The sequence below is a fragment of the Mesorhizobium sp. WSM4307 genome (assembly GCF_007003945.1).
Classification (GTDB): domain Bacteria; phylum Pseudomonadota; class Alphaproteobacteria; order Rhizobiales; family Rhizobiaceae; genus Mesorhizobium.
Genome location: NZ_VFTB01000026.1, coordinates 21,461 through 36,615, shown reverse-complemented (window position 1 = coordinate 36,615; position 15,155 = coordinate 21,461). Strand labels below are relative to the sequence as shown.

Below are 15,155 nucleotides of genomic sequence, written 5' to 3'. Positions count from 1 at the left end.
TCCACATGGCAGCCTAAAGTCAAAAACGCCTATCAGTCGCCTCGCCCTGATCGAGGACAACCTGTTGAAGCTCCACATCTAGGGCATGCGAAAATAGAAAATAACGGGCAAAAAGATGCGCCTTTTCCGACTCCGAGCCTAGATGGTTGAAAGCCTCGAAGTACTCCTTCGTCCGCTCGAGGAGATCTCCCGCATAAAGCGCCAACGGCTGTGACACGGTGACCCTCGGGCGCGCCTTGACCTTCGGCGTCTCAGGTCCACTCTTGGCCATCTCAGATTATCGGCTTAATTCCGGTGCCGGTATGCGACAAAGCCGAACAGAGTAGCCGCTGCGACGTTGAAGATTGCCCACAGCTCGCGCGGCAAATGAACCGGCATGAACGGGTTGAAGATCGCTGCCGCTCCAAACAGCGCCCAAGCCAGGGTGCGATTTTCAGGGCCTGATCGCCACACCATGGCTCCGCAGTAGATCCCGGCGAAAAAGACCACCACGCGGAGGAATTGGTAATAGCCGTACGGCCATGGCGCTACCGCCAGCAGCGAGGCAATAGCTACACAGATGCAGACCAACCGGACCGTTCCGGCCGGCGTCGAAAAGCATTATTTTCAGCAAACTTGATCCTCAAACGCCCAGCACGGTTGTTAGTGGAGTTTCGGCGCCCGCCATATATTTGAAAAGCCAGATTGCCCAAGTGATCGGCCAAATGAACGCCAACATCGCATCCAGGCTCAAGTTAATCAGGATTTTTACGACCACTGATGCATGGCCCTGCCATGTGTCGACGACATTCATCACGTAGGTGATCGGCCCGCCCAGCATGAAGAGGAGGCCCAGCGGAGCTGACATGATGTTCTTCAGCATGTTTGTGTCCCTCAGAAAGGCGTGACCTTCAGTGACAGTGATACGCGCCGGTCTTATGGTTGGTATGGCAACCGTTGGCATCAGTGCCGCCACTGTGTGCAAACGCGCCGGTCGCGCAAGCGATTATTGCAGCGGCCATAGCCGCGAGAAATGTTGTTTTCATTTTATTGCCCTCCCAAAGTATTTCAGACAGAGCACTATTGCCGGTCGGGCACAAGCTGCTCGTGGCACTGTGAACACAAATAGGATAGATGCTCCTCTGTGCAGGCCAAGATCGGGCGAGGAGAATACTTTGGATGGATTGCGATTGATGCACGTCCCGTTGGCGATCCTGCTGACATGGCCAAGGGTGGCGACGGCAAATGAATGCCTCTCGAAGTACACCAAGACCGACGTCTGCGCCTACGCAAAAAAAATGCAAACCGAAATGGCTCCAGCATTGCCCATGCTGATCAGTTCGAACATCTCCGTTCGGAGCATCATCGCAATCGGGCCAAGGATCGTTTTCAACGCCACCTGGGCTCAGACCGATGCGGAAGTAGACGCCAAATTGTTGGCTGCTGGCGTCTCGCGGCCGGTCTATGTCCAGAAGATCGATGAAATGACCAAAAACTATGTCTGTCGTGCGGAGGAACTATCTGCCTTCGTTCGCCTGGGCGGTGAGATCCAGTACACGTATACGACTGTGGATAATTTCCCAGTCGCGAACCCGCTCGTAGCACTCTGTCCTTAGAGCATCGCAGCACGGCTCATGACATGACTAGTCGCGGCCGATCAACCAGTTGATCAGCAGCCATGATCATTTGTTGGAACTCAATTGAGCCTGATCCGCACTAGCAAGTGGATAGAAGTGAATGTGCGGTTGCCCTTTAGCTCTACTATGCATAGAAACCACTCTGCCGGGGGGCGTAAAGTTGGGGTTGTGAGTGCGTGGGCTCTAAATTCGAAAAACTAAATAAGTTGCGTGACTCACTGCGAGAATCCAACCACGATTTTCGGGCGAGCACTCAGCTATTCAACAGCCTGGACCCTGCCAAGATCGACGGCGACCTGGATGTCATTAACCGCGGAAAGCAGCGCGGCGAGGTGAACCAACCCCCGAAAACGGCAAAGAATCTCGACGATGTCGAACATGCCATCGTGGAACGCGTTGAGGATGAGAAGAAGGCTGCGCATCACACTCTTGAGGACAACCTGCAACTCCTTGGAGGTCGTCTTGCCGGCCTCGATTTCGAGGAACAATTCGGTCTAATCCGTCAGACGAATGCCGCTAGCGTTTCGGACTTCAAAGCCTCGGTCGCCGTGGGCCTCGATGAACTTCACGGCCTGAGAAGGGCCCTGAACGACGCCGAAAAAGAGCATGCATGGTTTAAGGAGAAGCACGGTCTCGTTCGTGCCGCGCGTGTGCAGCACGGTGCCGCTCACATTTTCCGGCTATCGCTTCTGCTATTTCTGTTTCTGGTCGAGACAGCGATGAACGGCAACTTCCTGGCCAAGGGCAATGAGCAGGGATTTTTTGGTGGCATCCTTGAGGCTGCGGCATTCTCTTTCATCAACATCGGGGCGGCTTTGCTCCTGGCGGTTTTCTGCGCTCGTCTCGTCACCCATCGGTCGTTTTTCGTAAAATTCGTTGGGATCATTTCAATCCTTTTCTATATCGGCTTGGCGATTTCGATAAACTTGGCGCTAGCGCACTACCGTGAGGTCAGCGGCTCGCTCGCTGACGGCGCCGGCGCTGAGGTCATCCGTAATATGCTCGCCAATCCAGCGGGTCTCACGGACATCAAGTCCTGGTTGCTGTTTGCGATCGGCCTGATGTTTTCGCTTTTCGCTTTTATCGACGGCTGGTTCGTGCTCGACCCTTACCCAGGCTACACTGGCGTTGAAAATCGGCTCGTTCGACGGCGCGATGACTACATCGATCGAAAGAAGGAACTGATCGAAGAGCTGCAGGATGTCCGCGACGACCACAACGAAAAAGTGGAGGAAATCGTCAAGCAGCTTGGTAGTCGCCGGCGCGAGCACCGCGCGATTGTCGATCATCGATCGAGGCTTCTGGCTCTTTTTGCGCAGCATCAAGACCAATTGGAGCGAGCCTGCAATCAGCTTTTGTCGATGTATCGGGAAGCCAACATCCAGGCGAGGACCGAGCCGGCGCCCAAGCATTTCGGAACGCCCTACAAACTTGATCGCATCAAGCCATACGTCACCGGCGAGCGGGAGTGGAATGAGGGAGATGTTGGCGCATCAATTCGCCAGGCGCAGGAGGAACTCAACGAGCAGGTTCGTCTGATTGGTCAGGAATGCGAACGGGGAATTGAGCAGTACCGAGATCTTGATAAGCTTCACCCGGACAGCGTGAATGTCTAGGCGAACCCGCAGACGCAAGAAAGGCAATGCGGGTACCATTGCCGCGGCCATTGCCCTTGGTGTGCTATCCGTTGCGATGTTGGCCGGCTTCGGCTGGATGTGGACCAGGTCTGGCAATGGCCATATCGACGCCAACACGAATTGCCCATTGGACGGACCCTCCAGCCTGACCGCCGTCCTCATCGACGCCACTGATCCAATTTCGGCAACGACGATGGCTGATCTCAAGAACGAGTTCCGAAAGACCATTGGGCAGGTCGAGCCGGGTGGGTATGTGAGGATTTATACCCTGAGCTCGGCGCCTGGTGAGCTGACGGTGATGTTCGATGGATGCAATCCCGGTGATGGGTCGACCGTCGATAGTTGGACCAACAATCCTGCGCGGCGTCAAAAGAAGTGGGAAAACGCCTTCGGCGATCCTTTGAACAAACTTCCCGATGAAATCCCGAATGCGGCTTCCGCGAGCCAATCTCCGATCATGGCTGGAATTCAGAAAATCAAGCTGTCGCTCTTCGATAGCAGCTTGGCCAAACAGGGCAGTCCCAAGCGATTGGTGGTCGCCTCTGACATGATCGAGCATACGACGATTTACTCGCAGTACCGATCGGGACTGGATTACCAAAAATACCTCAACAGCGCCGCCGACCGCACATATGGGACGTCGCTGGATGGGGTGGGCATCACAATTCTTTATATCGATCGGGCAAAGAAGCCATTTCAGACCCTGGATCACGCGGAGTTCTGGACACATTGGGTCCAGAACCATCACGGCGAGTTCGAAAAGCTGGTTGGCTTGGATGGGTTAAACTGATGGCGAGAGCGCACGACAAACCTTTGCTGGATCATCCACGTCTGCCGGTCGTGGTTTTCGCGGCATTGACACTCGGCGGGTGTGTATTCATCGCCATTGCAAAACTCTCAGGCGTAAATCCGATCGTCGCGGCGGTAGCACCGGCCTGCCTGATGTTTTTCTATCTCGGGGTTTCGATCTTTGCTGGAAAGCTACAACTGCACGACGAGCAGACCGGCGATAACCTCTACTATATGGGCTTCCTGTTCACCCTGACGAGCCTTGGGGTCTCGCTGTTTCAGTTTGGAACGGAAGGCTCAACCGACACGATCGTCCAAAATTTTGGCATCGCGATCACGTCGACGATCACCGGTATTGCTCTGAGGGTTTTCTACAATCAGATGCGGCGCGATCCCGCGGACATTGAGCGAACGGCGAGGCACGAACTTGCCGACATGACACGGCGTGTAAGAGCCGAGATGGAAAGCGTAACCAGGGAGTTCGCCGACTTTCGTCGTGTCAGCCATCAAATGCTCGAAGAGGGCTTTGCAGAGATTGCCGAGCAAGCGGCACGCAATGGGGAGCACATTCGATCTGCCCTGGACAATATTGCCATGGAATCGATCAAGCCTGTCCAAGAGGCGTCTGCCAAGCTCAGTGACGCGTTGCAGCACAATTTCGGGCAAGTCGAAACCCAGTTTGCTTCGATAGCGAACCGCGTTGGAGCTGCAGCGGATTTGCTGGATAAAGCCAACAGCTCGATGTCCAACTCTGTTGGAAAGCTCGGTAATCAAGCCGACAATATGGCTGCCAAGCTGGAAAAGGTGGTTGTTCCTGATGAGGTGCTGAAGAACGATCTGGCGCCGATGGTCAAGCTCCTGGGTAATGCTGTCGCACAATATGCGATAAAAACCGAAACAGCCTCGCAAGAGCAGCAAACGCGGATGACCGGTCTTGCCGACGCAGTGATCAAGGTGGCGACTGGAGTGGAGAGAGCGGCAGCGGCCGCAGAAAAGACCGCAGAAACTGTCCAAGCGCAGCAGCGTTTGACTGAGGAGTTCATGGCTGTGATGCAGAAACACAGCAATGAAACACGCGGCCTCGTCGCAACCCTTACACAACATAGCCTCCCGGCCGTGCGCACTCCCCAGCCTCTGAGCAATGCGATAGCGAACGATGTCGAGCGAGTGGCGGCACCTTCCACTGTTGCCTCCCCTGTGGAGACGCCAATCAAGGTTTCGGATGACACGGAGGGCGACACCTTCCGATCGTTAAGCAGTCCGGCGGAGGTGGAGAAGGGTGAACCGCCAAAGAGAGCAAGTTGGTGGGGCAGGTGAGTGAGGTTAGCGGAACAGCCATTACGTTTGAGCGCAAGGGCTATGGCCGCGGCCTGATACTCGGCCTGACGATGGCTGAGACGATGCTGCTTCTCGTTTTCTGCCTTTTGCTTGCTGCAGGCGCGCTCATCGCCAAGACAAAGAAAGAGGCTGCGGCAGCGCAGAAGATTGCGCAGTCCCTCAATGAGAACGCTCGCAAGCTTGACGAGGAAAACAAGCGGTTGCTGGCTCAGCTGAATGCCATGGTCAAGCCTGCAAGTCGACGCAATGTACCAGATCAAGAATGGCGTGAATTGGTCCGGGCCAAAGAGGCCGCAGAGGCAATCAAAAAAGTGGGACTGACCCTTGAGGAAGCGGTGAAAAGCGCGCCGGCCGCCAAAGTCCTCTCTGACAACGACGTCGACGTTGATCAGGCCAAAGCCATGATCGAGAAGATGAAGGTTCTGCGCGAGCTCGGCTACGTTGGCACGGGCAAGACGTCCAAGGATCTTGCTGACGCACTGAAGAAGGCAAGGAACGAGGCCTCTGCTGACAAGCCACACGATTGGCCACCGATCATCAGTCTTAGCGAGCTCGATGGCTATAATTTCGATACTGGAAGTGCGGAGCTTTCCGGTGGCTTCAAAACGAAGTTGCGGCAGATGTCGAAGACCATTGCTGGAATTGCAACTTCCTATGGTGTGGACGTCATTGAGGTGATTGGCCACACGGACGAGCAGGCGATGTCCGGTGACTCATCGAATATGGACAGAGGCCTTCAGCCCGTACTGGCGCGCAAGATGGACATTGGCACACTCCATCCTGCCGACAATGCCGGGCTTGGATTAGCGCGAGCGATCTCCGTCACAGGCATCCTGCGCGATATGCCGGAACTGAAAGGCTTCACCATCCTGCCAATGTCCGGCGGCCAGTTGATATTGCCTGGCGACCGGCTCACCGACGGCGCACAGGCCGGCGACGTCAAGGCGAGGAGGCGAATTGAGATCAGGGTCAGGCAACGTTCGCGAGAGACAGATATTGGACTGGTTCCGGTACCAAAGTTGTGAGGCGAACTGCCCTTGGGTTTCGCTCACAGGGCTTGGGGGGGATTGCGGGGATGGGGTTTTACGTTCGAAAATCGATTAGTGCGGGACCTTTCCGCTTTAACTTCTCGTCTGGCGGGGTTGGCGCGTCCGTTGGCGTGCAAGGTCTTCGTATCGGGACTGGCCCACGAGGGCATTATATTCATGCAGGCGTCGGCGGTCTCTACTACCGAGGCACTTTGGGAAAGCGCAGCGCCAAGCAGACGCTGCAACTGTCTGAATTCCCATCTGGGCCAAAGCCCCATCCAACATCCTCACCCGTGGAATATGTCAGCGGTGGCGTCGTGATGAGAGAAATCGAGTCCGCCGATGTGATCGAGATGCGTGATGAGACATTTGCCAATGTGCTTGATGAAATCAATGCGAGGCAATCGCAGACGCGAATGTCGCTCATCCTGGCCGTGCTGTTTGGGATCGCCGGATTGATCGCAGGCGCAATGCTGGGAGGTGGGGTGGCGCTGATCGGTATTGCTGCCTTTTTGCCGGGCATGCTTATTGGCAACTGGTTGGACAGCTACCGCCGGGTGAGCGTGCTCTACTATGATTTGGAGCAGGACGCGGAGGCGGCCTACGGGCGACTTGTCGCCGCCTTTGACACGCTCACACGCTGCGCGGCGAGTTGGCATGTCGCGGCTGGTGGCAAGATAGAGGATCTGACGACTTGGAAGCGCAATGCGGGAGCCACGATGTTGGTCGATAAAAAGTCGACGACGCTCCAAGCTTCCTTGCCGACGGTTGTTCGCAGCAATGTCACACCACCGTCGATACACGTCGGCCGGCAAATCCTTTATTTCATGCCAGACATGATTTTGGTGAAGGACGGAAACCAGTACGGTGCCGTTGGGTATGGAGACCTCAGGACGCAATTTGCCCCCAGCAATTTTATTGAGACCGGCAAAGTTCCATCTGATGCTGAGATCGTGAGCTATACCTGGGCTCATCCCAATAAGAATGGCGGACCCGACAAACGCTTCAGAGATAATCGGCAGATCCCTGTCTGTCGCTACGAAGCCTTGCGGTTTTCTAGCCCATCCGGGCTCAACGAGCTGGTGGAATTTTCCAAGACAAACGTCAGCCAGCCCTTTTGCCAGGCTCTATTGGCACTCGCGCAAATGCACCGAAACGCTGGTGGCCAGTCCGGCTTGCTGAAAGCGCGCTAAGGAATTGGCTTGGTCAGCAAATGCCTTCGCACGGAATTCCGTCGCCGTCCCGGTCCAATTTGGGTCCCCAGCTACAGTTATTGAGATACCAGCGCGCCTCATCGCATGAGGAGATTTGCTTACAATAGCGACGCGGTTGACACGAATAGCTCTGAGCTATTTGGCGACGGCCTGTAAGGCCGTAGGATGTGTCATTACCGGGTTTATTGTTGGCTGCATGTGTTGCTCGCCAATCCCAAGGGGCTGTGAAAGTGCCAACCCAGATGCCAATCTTGGCCCTTTGGGCATCTGCCTGTTGTGACGCGTAACTACCATGGCTGTATCGAGGCCAATCCAGGGCATAACCCTGTTCGACCATCCAAGACGCAATGCTAGCACCGTCCGCCCGCTGACAATCACCAACGAAGCGGTTGTAACGATCCCACGAAACAAAGTTGCACTGGATGGGTCGGGATTGACTGAGGAAGATGTCCAGTGCTTCTGCGGATTTGCGGCCGCATGGGTATTCTTGCCCGCTTGCGTCGCTGCAGTTTTGGCTGCTTTCAGGTGCGTCGATGCCATTGAAACGAATACGCTGTCCGTGGATCTCGATCGTGTCCCCGTCAACGATGGACGCTACGCCGACGATAGGCTTCGGTTTTGACCCGAGTGCGCTTGCTGTATTGGGTCCCGCGATCTGGTTGCCCCACCCTGTAAAGTAGGAGGTGACATAAGCGCCCACTGCTAGCGTGATCACCAGGATCGCGGCTAATGATTTATGTGAAAAGAAACGCTTGCGCATAATTGAAACCCGGCCGCGTCTTGGCCGCGAGCTGCGGCGATGGGAATAGCGATCGCGATTCAATTTTCGATCCTTTGCGAAGCTGCCAAATGTTTTGCTAGCGCGTCTTTGACTTCTTGGCTGCTGCTTTCTTGGGCGCGGCTGCTGTGCGACCGAGGCCAATCGATTTTGCCAATCTGGAGCGATTGGCTGAATAGTTAGGCGCGACCATGGGGTAATCGTTGGAGAGGCCCCATTTTTGGCGATAGGCGTCGGGCGTCAGTCCAAAATGCGTGTTCAAGTGTCTCTTGAGGGACTTGAACTTTTTGCCGTCTTCGAGGCAGACGATGTAGTCTGGAGTGACTGAGCGCTTGGGGTTGACCGCGGGAACTTGGTCGGGTTTTTCCGGTTCGGACGGCTGGCCGATACGCGCTAATGACGAATTGATGCTGGCAATAAGGTCCGGCAATGAGGAGACCGGCACTGAATTCTTGCTCACATAAGCCGCAACGATATCGGCGGTAAGCTCCATCAGCGCGGTGGCCGTATTTTGGATTTCGTCAGTCACTTCATGGCTCCGGACTTCTGCAGTGAAATCCCGATCTATTACTTATCGGCTAAAAAAACCAGTAGAGGGAGGATACTAAATGCCAGGCGCTAATAGTGATGAATGTTAAAGCGCCAATCAGAATGCGGAACCACGAGAGACGGTGGATTGATTGGGCGCGGCGTTTTCTTTGTATGACCAGGAAAGCGGCTTGAGGCTCACAGGCGGATGCATTTAGATTTGGACGAGTAGGACCTACGCATGACATTTTCGAAAGACCCGCCGCCGGAGGTTAAGCCCCAGAAGGATAAGGCAAAGACTGGATCTGAATTGGACCGCGTTCCAAGTGCGGGAGCCATTCGGGTCCGCAACGGACTCTCTGTGTCAGAAAAAGACATTGTGGAGGCGGCTAAATACGGGGGCAGGGAGCGAGAATCCTCGTCGGATAGCGACTAGGCAAAGGGGGCCAAGAATGCAGGCTCTGACCCATATCACACGTCGCAATATTGGACGGTGTCCAGAAGTGATCGCAGTCGTTTCTAATTGAACACGGCTGTTTTTTCTTGCGCGAACGCTCTACGCGGGCTCTAGCTGGTTCTCCTTTCAAAGGGGATGTAAGTCTTGGACGTAAAACAGTCAGTCTTCCAAAGCGATCTCCCTCTAAAGGAGAAACTCGAGCGCGCCAGGATGGAGTTGCTCGATCTTTCCGCCCGCAATCGACTTTTGAATGTGCCGCGGTTTTCCAAGAGCGCGAAGACGATCGATATCGTCGATGAGAAGTCGTCCGAAATTTATCGATTGCTGGTGACCGAAGGAAAGGCTTTTACCTTCCTGGCCGGCAAGCCCGATAGGCCGAAAGCGGGCCAGGATGAAAGCAGCCCTCCAGACGAAGAGATCGACTATTCCCCCGTCGCTCTCGCCCAACCAGAGGACGATGGAGTCGATAACAGAGGGATATCCGCGCGGCACTCGGACACCAAGCTGCAGACGCGTATGACCCCAACTGGGCTGCAGCGGCGGCTCCTTGATCTCTACCATGATGCCCGCACACTCGAGGAAGAGCAGGGCGTCAATATCCTCTTTCTGGCCCTTGGAATGCTGAAGTGGATTGACCCGAACAACAAAGAGAACATCCGTCAGGCCCCCCTCATTTTGGTGCCGGTTCGGCTTGAGCGAGGGGCCGCTGGAGAAAAATTCCGCCTACGAGCCCGGCCGGAAGATCTTACCGCAAACCTCTCCTTGGAACTCTATCTCGACCGCATTCACAAGCTCGCTCTGCCGCGTTTTGAGGTGGGAGATGACTTCGACGTCTCGGCCTATCTCGATGCCGTTGCCGAAGCAATTTCGACCAAAGAGGGTTGGGAGGTGCTTCGCGACGATATGGTGCTCGGCTTCTTCTCGTTTGCGAAGTTCTTGATGTACCGTGATCTGGATCCGGATCTCTGGCCCGATGGCGCAAAGATTATCGAACAACCGAAGATCCGCTCGCTTCTTTCAGATGGTTTCGAAACACGCGAGCCGCTTATGTCGGACGACATAGCGATTGATCCGCACATTGCGCCCGCCGAAATGTTGCATATCGTCGACAGTGACAGTTCTCAGACACTGGCGATCCATGACGTCAGAAAAGGTCGCGACCTCGTTATCCAAGGTCCGCCTGGGACAGGAAAATCGCAGACGATCGCAAACATTATTGGGTCGGCCGTTGCCGACGGAAAGACCGTGCTGTTCGTGGCCGAAAAGATGGCAGCGCTGGAGGTCGTCAAGCGACGGCTTGACACTGCTGGGGTGGGGGACGCCTGCCTTGAGCTGCATAGTAACAAGGCGAACAAGCGCATGATGCTAGAGGAGCTGCGGCGAACCTGGCAACTCGGATCGCCCAGGGGCCAGCTTCCTTCTTCCCTAACTGATCGCTTGCTGGAGGCTCGCGATAAACTCAACGCACATGCTGCACGAATGCACGTTGCGTTCGGAGCGTCCGAACTCACTCCTTATCAGGTTCTCGGCCAGCTAACCCGACTAAGGCAGGTCGGTCAGAAACCAGTGGACATCGAACTTACGGATGCCACAAGCTGGACAACTGACGGCGTTTCGCAACGTCGCAAATTGCTCGATGAGGTCTCTCAGCGGATCAACGAGATCGGCTTGCCGATCCACCACCCGTGGCGGGGAGTTGGCCTGGATGTCGTTCTTCCAACGACCATTGAGAGGCTCGTCCCACGCATCGCGGCGTTGCTGGACCAAGCCAAGGCACTGCACGCCAAACTGGTCGGTATCGCTGAGCGGATCAAGGCCGAGCCTCCGAAAATTCTCAGCGACAGCGGCGAGATAGAAGATCGCGCTGAGCTTCTCGCGTCCGCGCCTGGACTTCCTGCCGAGGCGCTCGTCTCGCCGGTATGGGATGAGCGTCCGAAAGACATTTCATCGCTTCTCTGGTCAGGAACGGATTTCGCCCGCAAGTCCGAGGAACTTTCGGAGCAGTTGGCGGCAACGGCTATCGACACGCCAATTGAAGGTCTCGAGACAGAGCTTGCAAAGCTTCCCTCGGAATTTCCGAAAGATGGTTTCCATCGTGCGCGACAGCTCACCATTCTGCTCCCACGCTTGAGGGAAGAAGCTGAGCGCCTGAATCAGGAACTCGGATCGGCGATATTGCCAGACACGTTGGCAGGCTTGCTCAGGCTGGCCGTGACCGGCGAGCGAGTAGCGGCAGCACCTGACGCAAGTCCGGAGGCCTTCGCAGCCACCGTTTGGGACTCCGGACTTGAGCAGGCAGGCGACCTTGCCGACAGCGTAGCGACGCTTGAGGCTGCCAGAGCCGACCTTCAGGGCAAGGTTGTTGACGCGGCGTGGAGCACCGAGGTGGCCGCGGCGCGGCAGGCGCTCGCCACACACACGGGAATATTGAAAGCATTGAACGGCGACTACCGTCGCGCCACAGCACTTGCGCGGACTATTGTGGTCGACCCTAGCGCGCCTGCGACGCAGATAGTTGGTCTCCTCGACCTTTTGATGAAGGGTCAGGCTGCCGCAGCAAGAGTCCGCGAAGGCGACGCTTTTGGCCGTTCCGCCTTCGGGGCAGATTGGCGTGGGGAGCGATCGGCTTCCGCGCCACTGCTCGCGCTAGTGGAGTGGATGCGGACTCTACGAGGGCTAGGCCCCGAACCTCGGATTATCGCCGGCCGGATGGCGGAACGCTCCGAGGCCGGTGCGCGTGCAGCGCGCGTTCGCAAGGTTATCGAAATCGGTCGGCCAATTATCGAAGGTTTCTGGAACGATCTCGGGCACCTCGCGTCATCCATGCTAGGCGACGTGGCTTCCGCCGAGCGGGCCTCGCTGCAACTGATGGAAGCGAAGGCGAGCACTGTAGCTCAAGCCGATGATGCGTCACGACAGGTTCTGACTGACGTTCCGGATCTAATCACTGAGCGGGTGGAGCTACTGCGCCGACTAGGCAGACTACAAGCACTTGCTCAAGGGATCGATGCGGGAGAGAGCCTTGGCAAGTTCGTATTCGGCTCGTCGTGGCACGGTCGAGGATCCGATTGGGCCGCTCTCACGCAAGCCGAGCTTTGGCTGAAAGAAAATGGCTCGATCCGACATCTGGCTGCGCGGTTGCCTGAAAGAATCGAGATCGCAAACTCGGCACGTTCAGCACGTGAAGCGGCCCAAGCGGCAGCGCGGGAATTGAAGGCGCTTACAGGGGATTTGAAAGCCGATGCTCCCTCCTTGTTTGGAGTAGTCGATTTTCCGGACGTCGCGATAGGCGAGGTCGTTTCTCGGCTGCAGGGTTGGCTCGATCATCAGGAGCAGCTCTCGAAATGGGTTGCCTATGAAGAGCGATCCGAAACGGCCCGAAAGGCTGGACTGGGACAGTTGATAGACGGCCTAGCCAACGGCCAGATTACAACAGGATCGGCTCGATCAGTTTTTGATATGGCCTACTACGAACGAATGTTTCTGGCGATGGCGACCGATGAGCCGGAGCTGGCAAGGTTCGACGGGGAACTGCATTCCAGGGCTGTACGTGACTTCGCAGATCTGGACCGCCAGCGCATCAAGGCCGGCGCCATCGAAGTTGTAACGGCTCATCACCGGAAAATTCCTTCAAGAGACGGCGGAGCTGGACCTGTCGGACTGCTTCGTTCTGAGATGGCGCGCAGACGAGGCCACATGCCCATCCGGCAATTGATGCAGAAGGCAGGCCCTGCCATCCAGGCGCTGAAGCCAGTGTTCATGATGAGCCCGCTTTCGGTGGCGCAATTCCTGTCGCCCGGCCGGATGTCCTTCGATCTGCTCGTGATGGACGAGGCGTCTCAGATCCAGCCCGTGGACGCACTTGGCTCGGTCGCCAGGGCCAGTCAGGTGGTCGTCGTTGGCGACGAACGCCAACTGCCACCCACGACATTCTTCGCGAAGATGACAGGCTCGCAGTCTGAAGATGACGAGGGTGAGGGCGCGCAGGTCGCCGACATTGAAAGCATCCTCGGCCTGTTCACGGCCCGCGGCTTGCCGCAGCGTATGCTGCGCTGGCACTACCGTAGCCGTCACCAATCTCTAATCGCAGTATCGAACAGCCAGTTCTACGAGAACCGGCTTTTCATCGTGCCAAGCCCTTATACCCAAGAGGCAGGTATGGGGTTGCGGTTTCATCATGTGCCGGAGGGGGTCTTCGATTCCGGCGGCACAGGAACCAATCCGGTAGAGGCGAGAGCAGTAGCGGAGGCGATCATCCGTCATGCGAAGGTGAACCCGCAAGAGACTCTAGGCGTTGCAACATTTTCGGTTAGCCAACGCCGCGCGATCCAGGATGAACTCGAAGCGCTGCGGCGACTAAATCCCGACACCGAGGAATTCTTTCACGCTCATCCAAGCGAGCCATTCTTCGTCAAGAACCTCGAAAATGTTCAAGGCGATGAGCGCGACGTGATCATGATCTCGGTGGGGTATGCCAAGAATGCCCAGGGATACATGGCCATGCGTTTCGGCCCTCTTGGCGCGGAAGGCGGCGAGCGTCGGCTCAACGTCCTCATAAGCCGCGCCAAGCGCAGCTGCGAAGTATTCGCGTCCATCACAGACGAGGACATCGACCTGGAGCGTGGCAAAGGGAAAGGCATCTTCGCCTTCAAGCTCTTCTTGCACTACGCGAGAACAGGGCGAATTTCGCTTGCCCAAGTCACGGTTCGCGAAATGGATTCAATCTTTGTAGAACAGGTAGCCAACGCGCTGATCGAAATGGGTTATCAGGTTCATGCTCAAGTGGGCATTGCCGGCTTCTTCATCGACCTCGCAGTTGCGGATCCAGAGAGGCCAGGCCGCTATATTCTTGGCATCGAATGCGATGGCGCAGAATATCACTCATCTCGCTCGGCCAGAGATCGAGACCGGCTTCGGCAGTCGGTTCTGGAAGACCATGGTTGGATCATCCATCGCATCTGGAGCGCTGACTGGTTCCAACGGCCTCGTGAGCAGCTGGAGCGAACCATACTAGCGATTGAGGCCGCCAGAAAAGAACTCGATGAGCGGGCCGAATTGGGGGTCCAGAGAAATCGAGCTGTAGCCGTGCAGGTTGTTACGGTCGACCGAGGCAACGTGACGGAAATCGGTCTCGAAAGCACAAACGGATCCGAGACACCCAATCGAGCCTACGAAGAGGCCGAACTAAAGCGACCGGGATCGTTCGAACTCCACGAGACGCCCAGCGGAATCATGGCCGGACTGGTCGAGCAGGTCGTGGCTACAGAAACGCCAATCCATGTCGACGAAATAGTTTCGCGTATTCGGGACGCCTGGGGTCTGCAGCGGGCCGGTGGCAGGATTCAGGATGCAATCGAGCGGGGGGTAAGCATAGCACAGAGAGGTGGTTCAGTAGCCCGTCGAGGCAACTTCTGCTTCAAGCCAGGTGTTCCTGTTCGTCTCAGGGATCGCAGTGGGGTCGTGTCCGCTGGATTGCGCAAGCCCGAAATGATTGCGCAGGACGAGGTCGCCCAAGGCGCTATGGAAGTCGTGAAATCCAACCTCGGTGCGACAGAGGAAGAAATCGCCACAGGCGTTGCCAGGATGCTGGGCTTCAAAGCCACAAGCGCACAATTAAGGCAGCTGATTTCAGCTGGGGTCGCCGATTTGGTTGCCAAAGGAGTGTTACGGTCCCAAGACGGCTTGTTGGTGGCCGGCGAATCCGCGAGCGAGAAATTAGCTGAAGTGTAACGGGGCGCTGCAGCGCCCTCGTTGCAATTTCTGTCGAAGC

13 protein-coding genes are annotated in these 15,155 nt (G+C 56.4%); 7 read left to right on the top strand and 6 right to left on the bottom strand.

The window, feature by feature from the left end; translation table 11 throughout:
• Positions 1 to 19: 19 nt before the first annotated feature.
• From FJV83_RS35925 to FJV83_RS37825, 4 genes are read right to left on the bottom strand one after another with little or no spacing between them, the layout of a single operon-like run.
• The gene (locus FJV83_RS35925) at positions 20 to 271 is read right to left on the bottom strand and encodes a hypothetical protein (protein ID WP_127248734.1); all 252 of its coding nucleotides are present in this window, start codon (positions 269 to 271) and stop codon (positions 20 to 22) included.
• Between the two features lie 14 nt (positions 272 to 285).
• Positions 286 to 570: a DUF6804 family protein gene (locus FJV83_RS35920; RefSeq protein WP_063169433.1), complete on the bottom strand. Its 285-nt coding sequence runs from the start codon at positions 568 to 570 to the stop codon at positions 286 to 288.
• A 52-nt stretch (positions 571 to 622) separates the two neighbouring features.
• Entirely contained in the window at positions 623 to 862 is a 240-nt protein-coding gene (locus tag FJV83_RS35915; RefSeq protein WP_082826591.1) for a hypothetical protein, read from the bottom strand.
• Positions 863 to 890: 28 nt separating this feature from the next.
• Positions 891 to 1,001 carry a YHYH domain-containing protein gene (locus FJV83_RS37825; RefSeq protein WP_095770035.1) on the bottom strand — a complete coding sequence of 37 codons (111 nt, stop codon included), beginning with the start codon at positions 999 to 1,001 and terminating at the stop codon, positions 891 to 893.
• 153 nt (positions 1,002 to 1,154) lie between these two features.
• On the opposite strand from FJV83_RS37825, the gene FJV83_RS35905 reads away from it, so the two are divergent.
• The 6 genes from FJV83_RS35905 to FJV83_RS35880 all read left to right on the top strand — a co-directional run bounded on the left by FJV83_RS35905 (position 1,155) and on the right by FJV83_RS35880 (position 7,601).
• Complete coding sequence (locus FJV83_RS35905) at positions 1,155 to 1,595, top strand: hypothetical protein (RefSeq protein ID WP_126066778.1); 441 nt, start codon at positions 1,155 to 1,157, stop codon at positions 1,593 to 1,595.
• A 197-nt stretch (positions 1,596 to 1,792) separates the two neighbouring features.
• Positions 1,793 to 3,232 carry a hypothetical protein gene (locus FJV83_RS35900; RefSeq protein ID WP_063169430.1) on the top strand — a complete coding sequence of 480 codons (1,440 nt, stop codon included), beginning with the start codon at positions 1,793 to 1,795 and terminating at the stop codon, positions 3,230 to 3,232.
• Positions 3,225 to 4,043: a hypothetical protein gene (locus tag FJV83_RS35895; RefSeq protein ID WP_063169429.1), complete on the top strand. Its 819-nt coding sequence runs from the start codon at positions 3,225 to 3,227 to the stop codon at positions 4,041 to 4,043. The genes FJV83_RS35900 and FJV83_RS35895 overlap by 8 nt, the downstream gene beginning before the upstream one ends.
• Complete coding sequence (locus FJV83_RS35890) at positions 4,043 to 5,359, top strand: hypothetical protein (RefSeq protein ID WP_063169428.1); 1,317 nt, start codon at positions 4,043 to 4,045, stop codon at positions 5,357 to 5,359. The genes FJV83_RS35895 and FJV83_RS35890 overlap by 1 nt, the downstream gene beginning before the upstream one ends.
• Positions 5,347 to 6,405, top strand: a complete 1,059-nt coding sequence (locus FJV83_RS35885) for a hypothetical protein (RefSeq protein WP_224571173.1) — start codon at positions 5,347 to 5,349, stop codon at positions 6,403 to 6,405. The genes FJV83_RS35890 and FJV83_RS35885 overlap by 13 nt, the downstream gene beginning before the upstream one ends.
• Positions 6,406 to 6,455: 50 nt before the next feature.
• Positions 6,456 to 7,601: a DUF4236 domain-containing protein gene (locus tag FJV83_RS35880; RefSeq protein ID WP_095770037.1), complete on the top strand. Its 1,146-nt coding sequence runs from the start codon at positions 6,456 to 6,458 to the stop codon at positions 7,599 to 7,601.
• A gap of 13 nt (positions 7,602 to 7,614) precedes the next feature.
• On the opposite strand, the gene FJV83_RS35875 is transcribed toward FJV83_RS35880, so the two are convergent.
• The gene (locus tag FJV83_RS35875) at positions 7,615 to 8,445 is read right to left on the bottom strand and encodes a thermonuclease family protein (RefSeq protein WP_127224212.1); all 831 of its coding nucleotides are present in this window, start codon (positions 8,443 to 8,445) and stop codon (positions 7,615 to 7,617) included.
• 34 nt (positions 8,446 to 8,479) lie between these two features.
• On the bottom strand, positions 8,480 to 8,893 hold the full coding sequence (locus tag FJV83_RS35870) for a MucR family transcriptional regulator (protein WP_082826711.1): 414 nt from the start codon (positions 8,891 to 8,893) through the stop codon (positions 8,480 to 8,482).
• Between the two features lie 636 nt (positions 8,894 to 9,529).
• On the opposite strand from FJV83_RS35870, the gene FJV83_RS35865 reads away from it, so the two are divergent.
• The gene (locus FJV83_RS35865) at positions 9,530 to 15,115 is read left to right on the top strand and encodes a DUF3320 domain-containing protein (RefSeq protein ID WP_063169424.1); all 5,586 of its coding nucleotides are present in this window, start codon (positions 9,530 to 9,532) and stop codon (positions 15,113 to 15,115) included.
• The last annotated feature ends 40 nt before the right edge of the window (positions 15,116 to 15,155 follow it).

Coding starts and splice junctions, on each gene's coding strand:
- FJV83_RS35870 (WP_082826711.1), bottom strand. CDS start 8,893: ATGGAGCTTACCGCCGATATCGTTGCGGCTTATGTGAGCAAGAATTCA.
- FJV83_RS35925 (WP_127248734.1), bottom strand. CDS start 271: ATGGCCAAGAGTGGACCTGAGACGCCGAAGGTCAAGGCGCGCCCGAGG.
- FJV83_RS35890 (WP_063169428.1), top strand. CDS start 4,043: ATGGCGAGAGCGCACGACAAACCTTTGCTGGATCATCCACGTCTGCCG.
- FJV83_RS35895 (WP_063169429.1), top strand. CDS start 3,225: ATGTCTAGGCGAACCCGCAGACGCAAGAAAGGCAATGCGGGTACCATT.
- FJV83_RS37825 (WP_095770035.1), bottom strand. CDS start 1,001: ATGGCCGCTGCAATAATCGCTTGCGCGACCGGCGCGTTTGCACACAGT.
- FJV83_RS35880 (WP_095770037.1), top strand. CDS start 6,456: ATGGGGTTTTACGTTCGAAAATCGATTAGTGCGGGACCTTTCCGCTTT.
- FJV83_RS35915 (WP_082826591.1), bottom strand. CDS start 862: ATGCTGAAGAACATCATGTCAGCTCCGCTGGGCCTCCTCTTCATGCTG.